The following is a 14,635-nucleotide window of genomic DNA, read 5'->3' as shown; positions in this document are numbered from 1 at the left end:
CTATGGGATCGACTCGGGCTGGTCTCAATACTGGATACGATAAACCGGCTTAATCGCATAACCTGAACCGCCGTATACGGAACCGTACGTACGGTGGTGTGAGAGGACGGCGGTTGTGAAGCCGCCTCCTACTCGATTCGGGAGTTGTGTCGGCAACCGAGGCTCTGGTTGCCTGGGCTGGCCCCATCGTCGGAACGCCACTTTCCTGGAGGCAAAAGAAAACCCCCGATCAATCCTGGGGACTGATCGGGGGTTTCGGGTAGGCACCTTGCGGCGCTTACCGGCTCAGCTTATTGGCAAGCTTCGCAATCCGGCTCGTCGATGGCGCAGGCCTTCGGCACTGGAGCTGGACCGGCTGGAGCCGCCAGGACCGAGTCCTCACCGTGGTTGCCGCCGCTGGAAACAGCGTTCAGCTTGCCGGTGTTGATGGTCGACTTCTCGGTGCTGGTCGCGGCCAGGGCACGGAGGTAGTAAGTGGTTTTCAGGCCACGGTACCACGCCATGCGGTAGGTCACGTCGAGCTTCTTGCCCGATGCGCCGGCGATGTACAGGTTCAACGACTGAGCCTGGTCGATCCACTTCTGACGACGGCTGGCCGCGTCAACGATCCACTTGGTGTCGACTTCGAAGGCGGTCGCGTAGAGCTCTTTGAGTTCTTGCGGGATGCGTTCGATCTGCTGCACGGAACCGTCGTAGTACTTCAGGTCGTTGATCATGACCGAGTCCCACAGACCACGAGCCTTGAGGTCGCGAACCAGGTACGGGTTGATCACGGTGAATTCGCCCGACAGGTTCGATTTCACATAGAGGTTCTGGTAAGTCGGTTCGATCGACTGCGAGACGCCAGTGATGTTGGCGATGGTTGCGGTCGGTGCGATGGCCATGATGTTGGAGTTACGAATACCTTTCTGTACGCGAGCACGCACCGGCGCCCAGTCCAGGGTTTCGTTCAGGTCAACGTCGATGTACTTCTGGCCACGCTGATCGATCAGGATCTGTTGCGAATCCAGCGGCAGGATGCCTTTAGACCACAGCGAGCCCTGGAACGTCTCGTAAGCGCCACGCTCGTCAGCCAGGTCGCAGGAAGCCTGGATCGCGTAGTAGCTGACCGCTTCCATCGATTTGTCGGCAAACTCGACGGCCGCATCGGAACCGTAAGGGATGTGCTGCAGGTACAAAGCGTCCTGGAAGCCCATGATGCCCAGGCCGACCGGACGGTGCTTGAAGTTGGAGTTCTTCGCTTGTGGCACCGAGTAGTAGTTGATGTCGATAACGTTATCGAGCATGCGAACGGCGGTGTTCACGGTGCGTTCCAGCTTGGCGGTGTCCAGCTTGCCGTTGACGATGTGGTTCGGCAGGTTGATCGAGCCCAGGTTGCAAACGGCGATCTCGTCCTTGTTGGTGTTCAAGGTGATCTCGGTGCACAGGTTCGAGCTGTGAACCACGCCAACGTGCTGCTGTGGGCTGCGCAGGTTGCATGGGTCTTTGAAGGTCAGCCATGGGTGGCCGGTTTCAAACAGCATGGAGAGCATTTTGCGCCACAGGTCTTTGGCCTGGATGGTCTTGAACAGCTTGACCTTGCCTGGGTACTCGGTCAGGGCTTCGTAGTACTCGTAACGTTCTTCGAAGGCCTTGCCGGTCAGGTCGTGCAGGTCCGGAACTTCGGACGGCGAGAACAGGGTCCACTTGCCGTCATCGAAGACGCGCTTCATGAACAGGTCAGGGATCCAGTTGGCAGTGTTCATGTCGTGGGTACGACGACGGTCATCACCGGTGTTCTTGCGGAGTTCGATGAACTCCTCGATGTCCATGTGCCAGGTTTCCAGGTAAGCGCAGACAGCGCCTTTGCGCTTGCCACCCTGGTTAACGGCGACAGCGGTGTCGTTCACTACTTTCAGGAACGGTACAACGCCCTGGGATTTGCCGTTGGTGCCCTTGATGTACGAGCCCAATGCGCGAACCGGGGTCCAGTCGTTGCCCAGGCCGCCAGCGAATTTCGACAGCATGGCGTTGTCGTGGATCGCGTGGTAGATGCCCGACAGGTCATCCGGCACGGTGGTCAGGTAGCAGCTGGACAGCTGAGGACGCAGGGTACCGGCGTTGAACAGGGTCGGGGTCGAGGACATGTAGTCGAAGGACGACAACAGGTTGTAGAACTCGATCGCACGGTCTTCCTTGTTCTTCTCTTCGATCGCCAGGCCCATGGCCACGCGCATGAAGAAAATCTGCGGCAGTTCGAAACGCACGCCATCCTTGTGGATGAAGTAACGGTCGTACAGGGTTTGCAGGCCCAGGTAGGTGAACTGCTGGTCGCGCTCGTGGTTGATCGCCTTGCCGAGTTTTTCCAGGTCGAAAGTCGCCAGGACCGGGTTCAGTAATTCGAATTCGATACCCTTGGCGATGTAGGCAGGCAGCGCCTTGGCGTACAGGTCGACCATCTCGTGGTGAGTTGCGCTTTCAGCAACTTCCAGGAAACTCAGGCCTTCGGCACGCAGGGTGTCCATCAGCAGGCGGGCGGTCACGAACGAGTAGTTCGGCTCACGCTCGACCAGCGTACGGGCGGTCATCACCAGCGCGGTGTTGACGTCGGTCAGGGCCACGCCGTCGTAGAGGTTCTTCAGGGTTTCGCGCTGGATCAGGTCGCCGTCGACTTCTTCCAGACCTTCGCAGGCCTCGGTGACGATGGTGTTCAGGCGGCCCATGTCCAGAGGGGCAAACGTGCCGTCGGCGCGGGTGATGCGGATCGACGGGTGAGCCTGCACCGCTTCCTCGGCAGGCGCGCGTACTGCGCGCTCCTTGGAGCGGGCGTCACGGTAGATCACGTAGTCGCGAGCGACTTTCTGTTCGCCGGCACGCATCAGGGCCAGTTCGACCTGGTCCTGGATTTCTTCGATGTGGATGGTGCCGCCCGATGGCATGCGACGCTTGAAGGTCGCGGTGACTTGTTCGGTCAGGCGGGCAACGGTGTCGTGGATTCGCGACGAGGCAGCAGCAGTGCCGCCCTCAACTGCGAGAAACGCTTTGGTGATGGCGACGGTGATTTTGTCATCGGTGTAAGGAACGACAGTGCCGTTACGCTTGATCACGCGCAGTTGGCCTGGCGCGGTGGCGGACAGATCCGAACTCGAATCAGTGGCCATCGGCGCGGTGCCCTGCGGGTTCTCGCGAGTTGTGTCGGTTTGCATGGGTGTCTCCACGTTCTCTATGTTTGTTTGGGCACCATGAAGGCGCCCACCGTTCCGTCCTGAAGCACTACAACCGGCAAGCGCCGGGCATAACAACTTCGGGACAGTCAGGAAGGGGGCTGTTGAGCGCCGCTTCCTTGCCGAAGTCTTTGGTCTCAAGCCTGGGGCCGAAAACCGAATTCCGTTTGGGTGACAGTAATTGACTGCAACACCCGTACCGTTTTCGCCGTTGGCGGCTAAAAAACAGTCGCCATCCGCAGGTGCGGTTTGGGCTTCTGAAAATACGTTTGGTTCAACCAGACAGAGGCAATAAAAGCGCTTGAATTTGGTGTCTGATTTGTGTTTGGTTTTTTGCGTAAACCCCTACATGTAGGGTTTTTTTTAGCGCGAGCTACAAGATAATGCGTTTTGGGGGGTGATTGCAACGTACTACCTGTGGATAAAGCTGTGCGTAAAATGTGTATGAAACTGTCAATCGGCGTGTAGGCCGCAACCCTGCTGGGGCGGACCGTTTGTCATGGAATTTTGCCCTGAAAAATAGCCTTGGGCGTATTTTTGAGGGCGCGAACCCTATCACAAAAAAACGCAGTTACCGAGCGCATTTGCCAGCTTGTGTTCGCAAGGGAAGGCGTTGCTACAATCGGTCACTGCGTACGCAGACTTATCCACTCCAATCATTACAAAAAGACGAGTGGAGCCTTCCTTAATAGTGTTCGGCAAAGAGGTCACCCGTGGAGCAAGAAACCTGGCAGGTATTGATTGTCGAGGATGACCAGCGCCTGGCCGAGTTGACCCGTGAGTATCTCGAAAGCCACGGTCTGCGGGTCACCCTCGAAGGCAATGGAGCGCTGGCGGCGGCGCGGATTATCGCCGAGCAACCGGACCTGGTGATCCTCGACCTGATGCTCCCCGGCGAAGACGGCCTGACGATTTGCCGCAAGGTTCGTGATCACTACGACGGACCAATCCTGATGCTCACGGCGCGCACTGACGACATGGACCAGATCCAGGGTCTGGACATGGGCGCCGATGACTACGTGTGCAAACCGGTGCGCCCGCGTTTGCTGCTGGCGCGTGTCCAGGCCTTGCTGCGACGTAGTGAAGCACCCGAGCCGGCGGCACCGGAAAAACTCCGTCGCTTGCAGTTCGGCCCGCTGGTCGTCGACAACGCGTTGCGTGAGGCGTGGCTGCAGGACACCGGCATCGAGTTGACCAGCGCCGAGTTCGATCTGCTCTGGCTGCTGGTGGCCAATGCCGGGCGGATTCTGTCCCGCGAGGAAATTTTCACGGCGCTGCGAGGCATCGGCTACGACGGTCAGGACCGCTCGATTGATGTGCGCATTTCGCGTATTCGACCGAAGATCGGCGATGACCCGGACCATCCGCGACTGATCAAGACCATTCGCAGCAAGGGGTATCTGTTCGTTCCCGAAGCCTGTGTAGATCAACCCCTGTGAATTCGATCTTCCTGCGCATTTATGGCGGCATGTGCGCCGCGCTGATTCTGGTGGCGGTGCTCGGCGTGCTGGCCTTGCACCTGCTCAATCAGGTGCGCAGCGAGCAATACCGCGAGCGCCTGGCCCACGGCACGTTTTCCTTGATGGCCGACAATCTGCAACCGATGAACGAGACCGAGCGTCATCGAGCATTGCTGGTATGGGAGCGTTTGCTGGGCATTCCCTTGAGCTTGCAGACGTTTGCCCAGACCGACCTCGACCTGAGCCAGCGCACGCGGGTGCTGCACGGCCAGGCATTGGTGGAGCAGACCGGCCCGCACGCGGCGAAGGTCTACCGTTTGGTCAGTGATAAAGAACAGCTGGTGCTGACGGGGGAAGTGCAACAGATCAGCGAGCAACTGGCGCGGGCGACCATTTACCTGTTGGCCGATGAATTGGTGCGTTACCCGGTGGCCGAGCAGCCCAAGCGTCTTGAGGCGTTGAAGAAGGACAAGGGCTTTGGCTTCGAGCTGCAACTGATTACGGTCGATCAGGCGGACATGGACGAGGACCAGAGCCGTCGGGTCTCTGAAGGCGACACGGTGATGGCGCTGGGCAAGGGCGGCGATTCGATCCGGGTGTTTGCCGGGATGGTCGGTACGCCCTGGGTACTGGAAATCGGCCCGCTGTATCAGATGAACCCGTACCCGCCGGAGTGGCTGGTACTGATTGCTGCATTGGGCCTGAGCCTGATCGGGTTGATCGTCTATTTGCTGGTGCGCCAGTTGGAGCGCCGCTTGCGAGGTCTGGAGTCGGCCGCCACACGGATCGCCAAAGGCAGCCTGGAAACCCGCGTGCCGGCACGCGGTGCGGATTCGGTGGGGCGATTGGCGGCGGCGTTCAACGGCATGGCCGAGCACCTTCAGCAACTGTTGGCGATTCAGCGTGAGCTGGTGCGCGCGGTGTCCCATGAGCTGCGCACGCCTGTTGCGCGGTTGCGTTTTGGACTGGAGATGATCAGCACGGCGAGCACGCCACAAGCGCGGGAGAAATACCTGGAGGGCATGGATCACGATATCCAGGACCTCGATGGCCTGGTGGACGAGATGCTCACGTATGCGCGGCTGGAGCAGGGTTCGCCAGCGCTGAACTTCCAGCGCGTCGACCTCGATGCCTTGGTCAATCAGGTGATCGGTGAACTGGCGCCATTGCGCGCCGATGTGACGGTGCATCGCGGCCTGTGCCTGTCGGCTGCCGATTGCGATGGCGCCTGGGTCGAGGCTGAGCCGCGCTACCTGCACCGGGCGTTGCAGAATCTGGTGAGCAACGCGATGCGTCATGCCCAGTCCCAGGTGTCGATCAGTTATCAGGTGGGGCAGCAGCGTTGTCGCGTCGATGTCGAAGACGATGGGCCGGGCGTGCCGGAAAGTGCCTGGGAAAAGATCTTCACGCCATTTTTGCGTCTGGATGACAGCCGCACCCGGGCGTCCGGTGGGCACGGTTTGGGGCTGTCTATCGTGCGCCGGATCGTTCACTGGCATGGCGGTCGGGCACTGATCGGCAAGAGTAAAAGCCTGGGGGGCGCGTGTTTCAGTCTGAGTTGGCCACGCAATCAGGAAAAGCCCTGAGATCTCTACCGTCTGTAAGGCCCTCATCGCGAGCAGGCTCGCTCCCACATTAAATCTGCGGTGAACACATCATTTGCGAACACTGGAGATCCAATGTGGGAGCGAGCCTGCTCGCGATGAGGCCCTCCCAAACGCTGAAAGTTTTCAGGCCTTGATGCTGACCAGGCTCAACAACTGTCCATCGTGCACGCCAAATTGCGCATTCAGTTCCGTGCCGTAGTGCCATTCGCTGGAGAGGTCGGTCAACAAGCGCAGGCGCACGTGCCCGCTGTCGGTCCACTCCAGCACCTCGGCATGCTCGAAATAGAAGCGCTTCTGCACGATGGGGTAGAGCGCCTTGAACAGACTTTCCTTGACCGAGAAGGTCAGGGTTACCCAGAGCGCCAACTGATCTTGACGGCCCGCGACCATGCGTTCGAGCTCGGGCGGGGTCAGGATCTCGCCAGCCAGACGCTCGGCACGTTCGGCGCTCAACAGGTTTTCCAGGTCCATGCCCAGGCTGCGCCAATGCGTCTTGTGCGCGACAATAGCGGCGGCCCGGCCGGTGCTGTGAGTGATCGAACCACAGATATGCGCCGGCCATACGGGCGCGCGGTCCTCGCCAATCGCCGGAATGCAGTCCAGACCTTCCAGTTGCTGCAAGGCGGCCCGGGCGCACACCCGCCCGGCGAGAAACTCGGCCTGACGTTTGGCGACCGAGCGCTGAATGCTGGGGGGCGGTTCGATGATGCTGCGCCGGAAGTCATCGAACACCAGCAACGACGGATCGAAACGAGTGCTGAGCAGCACCGTGTCGGGCAGCGCATCAGGCAACGGCCAGTGGGCGTCGAGCGGCGTGCAGCAGGCGGGGAGAGCGGGGAGCGGGTTCATCCCGGCATTTTGCCGGGTTGACCTGGCGCTGGGTAGTGGCCGCCTAGTAATCATCTGGCGCGCAGCGCTGTTGTGGCGAGGGAGCCTGCTCCCGCTCGATGGCGTAGCCATCGCAAACCCTGCGCACTTGGTACATTCGAGTGAATGCATGTGCAGGTTTTGGGGGCCGCTTTGCGACCCAGCGGGAGCAAGCTCCCTCGCCACAAGGTGGGTGCAGTCAGCGATTAGCCAAAGACTTTTTTGAGGAGCGCCTTCATATCCGCCCACGAGCTTTCATCGGCGGCTTTGTTGTAGCCGATGTCCGGGCCGCCGTGATCGCCATGGCTCAGGCGATCGGCGTCCGGATTGCTGAAACCATGCTTGGCACCTTTCAGGCTGACGAACTTATAGTCGGCGCCAGCCTTGTCCATTTCGGTTTTGAACGCTGCCACTTGATCTGCGGTGATCATGCTGTCCAGAGCGCCGTGTTCCACCAGTACTTTGGCCTTGATGCTGCCAGGCGTCGCCGGGGTTTTGGTCGCCAATACGCCGTGGAAACTCACCACACCCGCCAGCGGTGCCCCTTGGCGGGCGGCATCGAGGACAATCCCGCCGCCGAAGCAGTAACCGATCGCCGCGAGTTTTTTCGGGTCGGTCTGCGGTTGTTTTTTCAGCAGATCAAGCCCGGCATTGAAGCGGGCACTGGCCGTTGCGCTGTTTTTCAGCGCTTCATTCATGAACGCCATGGCATCATTCGGGTGCTCGGTGTTTTTGCCTTTGCCATACATATCGATCGCCAGCGCGCTGTAGCCCAGCCCGGCGAGGTCGCGGGCCCGGCGCTTGGCATAGTCGTTAAGGCCCCAGAACTCATGGACCACCACCACGCCCGGGCGAGCCCCCTGAATGCTGTCGTCGTAGGCGTAATAGCCGATCATTTCAGTCCCGTCGGCACTCTTGTAAGGGATCTCCTGAGTCTTGATTGCCGCTTGGCTGAGGCTGCTCAGTGCGAGTAAAACGAGTGCGATCAATACGCGCATGGTTGATGCTCCTTTATAAAGACGTCCAGACAGCCTAGTCGATCCTGTTCAGTCCGAGTTCAGCGGGTTTTGGTTAACCTACAGTCACAACTGTGGTATCGGTTACTTCGTCAGGGTTGTCCGGGATGATGCAGCAGGTTTCGCCAAACCCCTTGGTAGAACCAGGTTACCGTTACTGGCGTATGAGCAATCGAGGTGCGAGGTACCTGTGGAGATGTTGATTTTGCCTGGGAGAGCGTTATGAAACTGCTGGTCGTCGAAGACGAAGCGCTGCTACGTCATCACCTGCAAACCCGCCTGACCGACAATGGCCACGTGGTCGAGTCCGTGGCCAATGCCGAAGAGGCCTTGTACCAGACCGGGCAATTCAACCATGACCTGGCGGTGATCGACCTCGGTTTGCCGGGCATGGGCGGGCTGGACCTGATTCGCCAGCTGCGTGCGCAAGGCAAGACCTTTCCGATCCTGATCCTGACCGCGCGCGGCAACTGGCAGGACAAGGTCGAGGGCCTGGCCGCCGGTGCCGACGATTACGTGGTCAAGCCGTTCCAGTTCGAAGAACTGGACGCGCGTCTCAACGCCTTGCTGCGCCGCTCCAGCGGTTTCACCCAGTCAACCATCATTGCCGGGCCGCTGGTGCTGGACCTCAATCGCAAACAGGCAACCCTCGACGAGCAGCCGTTGGCATTGACCGCCTACGAGTACCGGATTCTCGAATACCTGATGCGTCATCACCAGCAGGTGGTCGCCAAGGACCGCTTGATGGAACAGCTCTATCCGGACGACGACGAGCGTGATCCTAACGTGATCGAAGTGCTGGTCGGCCGCCTGCGGCGCAAGCTGGAAGGGCCGACCGGCTTCAAGCCGATCGATACCGTGCGTGGCCTGGGCTACCTGTTCAACGAGCGCTGCCGGTGATTCGATCGCTACGCCTGCGCCTGATGCTCGCCGCCACGACACTGGCGGTGCTGTTCATGCTGGCCTTGTTGCCGGCCATGCAGGGCGCGTTCAGCCTGGCGCTGCAAGATTCGATCAAGCAGCGCCTGGCCTCGGATGTCACCACGCTGATATCTGCTGCGCGGGTTGAAAACAACCGATTAGTGATGCCCACGCAGTTGCCGGATGAGCTCCTCAACCTCACCGACAGTCGTCTGTTGGGCTACATCTATGATCGCGACGGTCATCTGGTCTGGCGCTCGCGGGCGACGCATGACGAGGACATCAGTTACCGGCCGCGTTACGACGGACACGGCGATCAATTCGCGCGGATTCGCGAGGCCAACGGTCAGGAATTCTTCGTCTATGACGTCGAGGTCAAATTGCTCGGCGGTAAAAGTGCAGCGTTCAGTATCGTTGCGCTGCAGCCGGTGCGTGAGTACGAGCAGACGCTCGACGGCCTGCGGGAAAATCTCTACCTGGGGTTTGGCGCCGCGTTGCTGGTGTTGCTGTCGCTGCTGTGGATCGGCCTGACCTGGGGCTTGCAGGCCTTGAAACGCTTGAGCCAGGAACTCGACCAGATCGAGAACGGTGCCCTTGAAAGCCTCAGCGAAGAACACCCCCGCGAATTGTTGCGCCTGACCGGCTCGCTGAACCGTTTGCTGCGCAGCGAGCGTGAACAGCGCAGTCGCTACCGCGACTCTCTGGATGACCTGGCCCACAGCCTGAAAACCCCGTTGGCGGTGTTGCAAGGGGTCAGTGAAGACATGGCCCAGCGGCCGGAAGATCGGGAACAGGCGTGGGTGCTGCAATCGCAGATCGAACGTATGAGCCAACAGATCAGCTATCAATTGCAGCGCGCAAGCTTGCGTAAAAGCGGCCTGGTGCGTCACCAGGTGCGCTTGCGGCCGGTGCTGCAAAGCCTTTGCGACACACTGGACAAGGTCTATCGCGACAAGCGGGTACGGACCTCATTCGATCTGCCGGATTCATGCTACGTGCCGATCGAGCAGGGCGCCTTACTTGAAATGCTCGGCAACTTGCTGGAAAACGCCTATCGCCTGTGCCTGGGCGAAGTGCGCGTCAGCCTGCGGCAAACCATGAGTGGTGTTGAGCTGTGCATCGAAGATGACGGCCCGGGCGTACCGCCGGATCAGCGCGCGCGGATTCTTCAGCGCGGCGAACGGCTGGACCGCCAGCACCCGGGGCAGGGCATCGGCCTTGCGGTGGTCAAGGACATCATCGAGAGCTACGGCGCACAGTTGACCCTGGGGGATTCAGCCTTGGGCGGCGCGGCATTCCGGATTCATTTTCCGGTGGCTTGAGGTAGTGGTCGGTGTTCCTTCGGGCCTCTTCGCGAGCAGGCTCGCTCCCACAGGGGATATGCTGTGAACTCATTATTTGTGAACACCTGAGATCAAATGTGGGAGCGAGCCTGCTCGCGAAGGGGCCAGTGGGCACATCAAAAAATCAGCCCTGAAACTCAATTCTCTTGGGCGCGATAAGCGCCTGGCGTCAACCCAGTCCACTTCTTGAACGCCCGGTGAAACGCTGACGGTTCGGAGAATCCCAGCTGTTCGGCGATCTGTTGCAACGACAGGTCGGCACGGCTCAAGTGATAAATCGCGATGTCGCGGCGCAGTTGGTCTTTCAATTCCTGAAAACTCGAACCCTCTTCGCGCAAATGTCGACGCAAGGTCTGTGGGCTGATGTGCAGGTGTGCGGCAACCGCTTCCAGGTCTGGCCAGCGCGCACTGTCGCGGCTGAGCAGGCGTCGTAGCTGGCTGCTGAGGCTGTCGCCGTCATCCGGGCGCGACAACAGGTCGGTGGGCGAACGTTCGAGGAAGTGCTTGAGGGTTCGTTCATCCTGCAGCAACGGCATGTGCAGGTAACGGCTGTGAAACAACAGGCTGCTTTGCTCGGACGAAAACACCATCGGGCAGGGGAACAACAGGTCGTACTCGGCAGCGTGCCCGGGTTTCGGGTAGCTGAAACAGGCCTGTTCCAGGCGAATGCGCTGACCGATCAGCCAACTGCCCAGTCGATGCCAGATCACCAGCTGACATTCGCTGAAAAAGTGATCCGGGTCCCACAGCCGAGAATCATCCAGGCTCAAACGAACCATTTCACCTTCACGGGTCAGGGTCAGGCGCGGAGCGTCGGGGAATAGGCTATAAAATAATAAGCCGCGACTGAGTGCTTTCTCGAGGGTGCGGCAGTGAATCAAGGCATGGCACATCATGGCGAAGGTGCCGCGTTTGCTTGGGCCGCGGGCAAAGCCCAGGTATTCATCATCCAGCGCTTGCCAGAGCCCTTGCAGCAGGCTGGTGAACTGTTCAGGCGCGATCCTGGCGCGAGGTTCGTCGAGCAATTCGGCGCTGATCCCCAACTGTTGCAGCAGGCCCGAATAGTCATAGCCGCGTCGGCGCGCGCCACCGAGGGCCGCACGAGCAAAATGACTGGCGATGGTACGTTCGCGCATTGGGGTCTGTCCGTCCATTGAGTGGCGGATCTTAGCCACGGCCTGGTGGCGGGACAAGGCGGATATCCGCCAAATTGCAGGGCGAGAGTCGGTTGATGGGCGGGAATCCGCCACTTCGGTCGGCGGGTCAAGGGATGAAGAAAATCCAGCAGCCCTGATGGCAAAAGGCTTTTGGGCGATTTTGGCAAGGTGGCACGAGCTTTGCGATAAGGGCGAGAGGTCTGCCAGCGCGCAGCTCGACAAAACAAATCCCTCCAGTGCAGGAGGGTTCGCACTTTAGGCGTCGCCTGCCTCAGATGGATGATTGCAGCGCGGTGCTCTTGAGGAACTTTGCAATGACGACTCGTCAGCCACTGTACAAATCCCTGTATCTTCAGGTGATCGTTGCCATCGCTATCGGCATCCTGCTCGGCCACTTCTACCCGCAGACTGCCGTGGCACTCAAGCCACTGGGTGACGGGTTCATCAAACTGATCAAAATGGTCATCGCGCCGATCATCTTCTGCACCGTCGTCAGCGGGATCGCGGGCATGCAGAACATGAAATCGGTTGGCAAGACCGGCGGTTACGCGCTGCTGTACTTCGAAATCGTTTCGACCATCGCATTGCTGGTGGGTCTGGTGGTGGTCAACATCGTGCAGCCAGGTAACGGCATGCATGTCGATGTCAGCACCCTGGATGCCTCCAAGGTGGCTGCCTATGTAGCGGCCGGCGCTGATCAAAGCGTTGTTGGCTTCATCCTGAATATCATCCCGTCCACCATCGTCGGCGCGTTCGCCAACGGCGATATCCTGCAAGTGCTGATGTTCTCGGTGATCTTCGGTTTCGCTCTGCATCGCCTGGGTGCCTACGGCAAGCCGATCCTGGACTTCATCGATCGCTTCGCCCACGTGATGTTCAACATCATCAACATGATCATGAAGCTCGCACCAATCGGTGCCCTGGGCGCCATGGCCTTCACCATTGGTGCTTATGGCGTCGGCTCGTTGGTGCAACTGGGTCAGTTGATGGCGTGCTTCTACATCACCTGCCTGTTGTTCATTCTGGTCGTGCTGGGCGGCATCGCGCGCGCTCACGGTTTCAGCGTGCTGAAAGTGATTCGCTACATCCGTGAAGAGCTGCTGATCGTACTGGGTACTTCCTCTTCGGAATCGGTACTGCCACGCATGCTGATCAAGATGGAGCGTCTGGGCGCGAAGAAATCCGTCGTGGGTCTGGTGATCCCGACCGGTTACTCGTTCAACCTCGACGGGACTGCCATCTACCTGACCATGGCTGCGGTGTTCATCGCTCAGGCGACTGACACCCACATGGACATCACTCACCAGATCACCTTGCTGATCGTGTTGCTGCTGTCCTCCAAAGGCGCCGCCGGTGTGACCGGTAGCGGCTTCATCGTGTTGGCCGCCACCCTGTCGGCGGTCGGTCACCTGCCGGTTGCCGGTCTGGCGCTGATTCTCGGGATCGACCGTTTCATGTCCGAAGCCCGCGCCCTGACCAACCTGGTGGGTAACGCGGTTGCTACCCTGGTTGTGGCCAAGTGGGTCAAGGAACTGGACGTCGACCAGATGCACACGGAACTGGCTTCCGGTGGTCGTGGAATCACCAATACCTATGGCGAAGACGATGTGCATGTGGCTGAAAGCCCAGCCCCGACTTCGGTGAAGTAACTCTTCGAGTTGATGAAAAACCCGCTTCGGCGGGTTTTTTATTGCCGCAGGTTTGAGCGCAAAGGTCAGTCCGGCTGATGGTTAAGGTGATTGCTGCCTGAGCATCGGCTGCCTAGGCTTGAGGTATCGCTTAGGAGAACGCACATGCACGGGCCACTGGCATCACTCAAGGTTCTGGATTTTTCGACGCTGTTGCCGGGGCCGTTCGCCTCGTTGTTGCTGGCGGACATGGGCGCCGAAGTGCTGCGGATCGAATCACCGACCCGGATGGACCTGTTGCGCGTTTTACCGCCCCACGATCAGGGCACTTCCGCCAGCCACGCCTACCTCAATCGCAACAAGCGCAGCCTGGCGCTCGACCTCAAGCAGCCAGCAGCGCTAGAGGTGGTCAAGCAACTGCTGCAAGACCACGACATTCTTCTTGAGCAGTTTCGACCCGGGGTGATGGAGCGTCTGGGGTTGGGGTACGAGGCTTTGAGGGCGATCAATCCGCGGCTGATTTACGTCTCGATCACCGGCTATGGCCAGACGGGTCCCTACAAGGACCGCGCCGGTCACGACATCAATTACCTGTCACTGGCTGGCGTATCCAGCTACACCGGGCGTGAGGATAACGGGCCGTTGCCGTTGGGTGTTCAGGTCGCGGACATTGCCGGTGGTTCGCTGCACGGGGTGATCGGCCTGCTGGCGGCGGTGATTGCCCGTCAGCACAGTGGCCAGGGGCAACACCTGGACGTGAGCATGACCGATTGCGCATTCAGCCTGAACGCCATGGTCGGCGCGGGTTATCTGGCTTGCGGTGTGATGCCGGGGCGCGAAGATCAAATGCTCAATGGTGGCAGCTTCTACGACTATTACCGCACTCGCGATGGTCGCTGGATGTCTGTCGGCAGCCTGGAACCGGACTTCATGCAGCAGCTGTGCATGGCGCTGGGTCAGCCGGAACTGGCGGTACTGGGTTTGTCTCCCGTCCCCGAGCAGCAAAAGGCGCTCAAGCTGGCGTTTCAGATCGAATTCGAAAAACATGACTTTGCCGAACTCTGCACGCTGTTTGCCGGGCTCGATGCTTGCGTCGAGCCGGTGCTGAGCCTGGCTGAGGCAGTCGAGCACCCACAGTTGAAGGCTCGGGATCTGGTCACCCGGGTGCCACGCGGCGACGGCACCGCGCAGGCGCAAATGGCTTGTCCGTTGAAATTTTCAGACGGGTTGCCCGAGCCTCGACATATCGGCGCGGCGTTGGGTGAGCATACCGATCAGGTGTTGGGTGAGTTGGGGTATAGCGCTGAGCGCATCGAGGAGTTGCGGCGTACAAAGGTGATTATCTAGCGCCGGTCAGGGCGCCATCGCGAGCAGGCTCGCTCCCACAGGGGATTTGTGAACGACGCAGATCAAATGTGGGAGCGGGCTTGCTC

The 14,635-nt window shown here is 59.8% G+C and carries 10 protein-coding genes; 6 read left to right on the top strand and 4 right to left on the bottom strand.

The window, feature by feature from the left end; all coding sequences use genetic code 11:
• Window positions 1-290 precede the first annotated feature (290 nt).
• Window positions 291-3,185: a ribonucleoside-diphosphate reductase subunit alpha gene (locus AC1DHT_RS23980; RefSeq protein ID WP_442114779.1), complete on the bottom strand. Its 2,895-nt coding sequence runs from the start codon at window positions 3,183-3,185 to the stop codon at window positions 291-293.
• Window positions 3,186-3,916: 731 nt separating this feature from the next.
• Between AC1DHT_RS23980 and AC1DHT_RS23975 the strand changes: the two genes are divergently transcribed.
• Entirely contained in the window at window positions 3,917-4,642 is a 726-nt protein-coding gene (locus tag AC1DHT_RS23975) for a response regulator (protein WP_427546278.1), read from the top strand.
• On the top strand, window positions 4,639-6,249 hold the full coding sequence (locus AC1DHT_RS23970) for an ATP-binding protein (protein ID WP_427546276.1): 1,611 nt from the start codon (window positions 4,639-4,641) through the stop codon (window positions 6,247-6,249). The genes AC1DHT_RS23975 and AC1DHT_RS23970 overlap by 4 nt, the downstream gene beginning before the upstream one ends.
• 144 nt (window positions 6,250-6,393) lie before the next feature.
• Here AC1DHT_RS23970 and AC1DHT_RS23965 read toward each other — a convergent pair whose 3' ends face one another.
• A complete protein-coding gene (locus AC1DHT_RS23965) occupies window positions 6,394-7,119 on the bottom strand; it encodes a 4'-phosphopantetheinyl transferase family protein (protein WP_427546274.1) in 726 nt (241 codons plus the stop codon).
• A 224-nt stretch (window positions 7,120-7,343) separates the two neighbouring features.
• Window positions 7,344-8,135: a dienelactone hydrolase family protein gene (locus AC1DHT_RS23960; protein WP_427546272.1), complete on the bottom strand. Its 792-nt coding sequence runs from the start codon at window positions 8,133-8,135 to the stop codon at window positions 7,344-7,346.
• 240 nt (window positions 8,136-8,375) lie between these two features.
• On the opposite strand from AC1DHT_RS23960, the gene AC1DHT_RS23955 reads away from it, so the two are divergent.
• Window positions 8,376-9,053: a response regulator transcription factor gene (locus AC1DHT_RS23955; protein ID WP_054593588.1), complete on the top strand. Its 678-nt coding sequence runs from the start codon at window positions 8,376-8,378 to the stop codon at window positions 9,051-9,053.
• Window positions 9,050-10,396: an ATP-binding protein gene (locus AC1DHT_RS23950; protein ID WP_427546270.1), complete on the top strand. Its 1,347-nt coding sequence runs from the start codon at window positions 9,050-9,052 to the stop codon at window positions 10,394-10,396. Before AC1DHT_RS23955 ends, AC1DHT_RS23950 begins: the two co-directional genes overlap by 4 nt.
• A 158-nt stretch (window positions 10,397-10,554) precedes the next feature.
• Here AC1DHT_RS23950 and AC1DHT_RS23945 read toward each other — a convergent pair whose 3' ends face one another.
• The gene (locus AC1DHT_RS23945; RefSeq protein ID WP_427546268.1) at window positions 10,555-11,553 is read right to left on the bottom strand and encodes an AraC family transcriptional regulator; all 999 of its coding nucleotides are present in this window, start codon (window positions 11,551-11,553) and stop codon (window positions 10,555-10,557) included.
• Between the two features lie 335 nt (window positions 11,554-11,888).
• On the opposite strand from AC1DHT_RS23945, the gene AC1DHT_RS23940 reads away from it, so the two are divergent.
• Both AC1DHT_RS23940 and AC1DHT_RS23935 read left to right on the top strand, forming a co-directional pair.
• Entirely contained in the window at window positions 11,889-13,223 is a 1,335-nt protein-coding gene (locus AC1DHT_RS23940) for a dicarboxylate/amino acid:cation symporter (protein WP_427546266.1), read from the top strand.
• A 144-nt stretch (window positions 13,224-13,367) separates the two neighbouring features.
• Complete coding sequence (locus tag AC1DHT_RS23935) at window positions 13,368-14,549, top strand: CaiB/BaiF CoA transferase family protein (RefSeq protein WP_427546264.1); 1,182 nt, start codon at window positions 13,368-13,370, stop codon at window positions 14,547-14,549.
• Window positions 14,550-14,635: the final 86 nt, after the last annotated feature.

It is taken from the genome of Pseudomonas sp. 05N432, assembly GCF_056396945.1.
The sequence above is the reverse complement of the archived record's forward strand: the minus strand, read 5'-3'. Positions and strand labels throughout refer to the sequence as shown.

Coding starts and splice junctions, on each gene's coding strand:
- AC1DHT_RS23945 (WP_427546268.1), bottom strand. CDS start 11,553: ATGCGCGAACGTACCATCGCCAGTCATTTTGCTCGTGCGGCCCTCGGT.
- AC1DHT_RS23935 (WP_427546264.1), top strand. CDS start 13,368: ATGCACGGGCCACTGGCATCACTCAAGGTTCTGGATTTTTCGACGCTG.
- AC1DHT_RS23965 (WP_427546274.1), bottom strand. CDS start 7,119: ATGAACCCGCTCCCCGCTCTCCCCGCCTGCTGCACGCCGCTCGACGCC.
- AC1DHT_RS23940 (WP_427546266.1), top strand. CDS start 11,889: ATGACGACTCGTCAGCCACTGTACAAATCCCTGTATCTTCAGGTGATC.
- AC1DHT_RS23955 (WP_054593588.1), top strand. CDS start 8,376: ATGAAACTGCTGGTCGTCGAAGACGAAGCGCTGCTACGTCATCACCTG.
- AC1DHT_RS23960 (WP_427546272.1), bottom strand. CDS start 8,135: ATGCGCGTATTGATCGCACTCGTTTTACTCGCACTGAGCAGCCTCAGC.
- AC1DHT_RS23980 (WP_442114779.1), bottom strand. CDS start 3,185: ATGCAAACCGACACAACTCGCGAGAACCCGCAGGGCACCGCGCCGATG.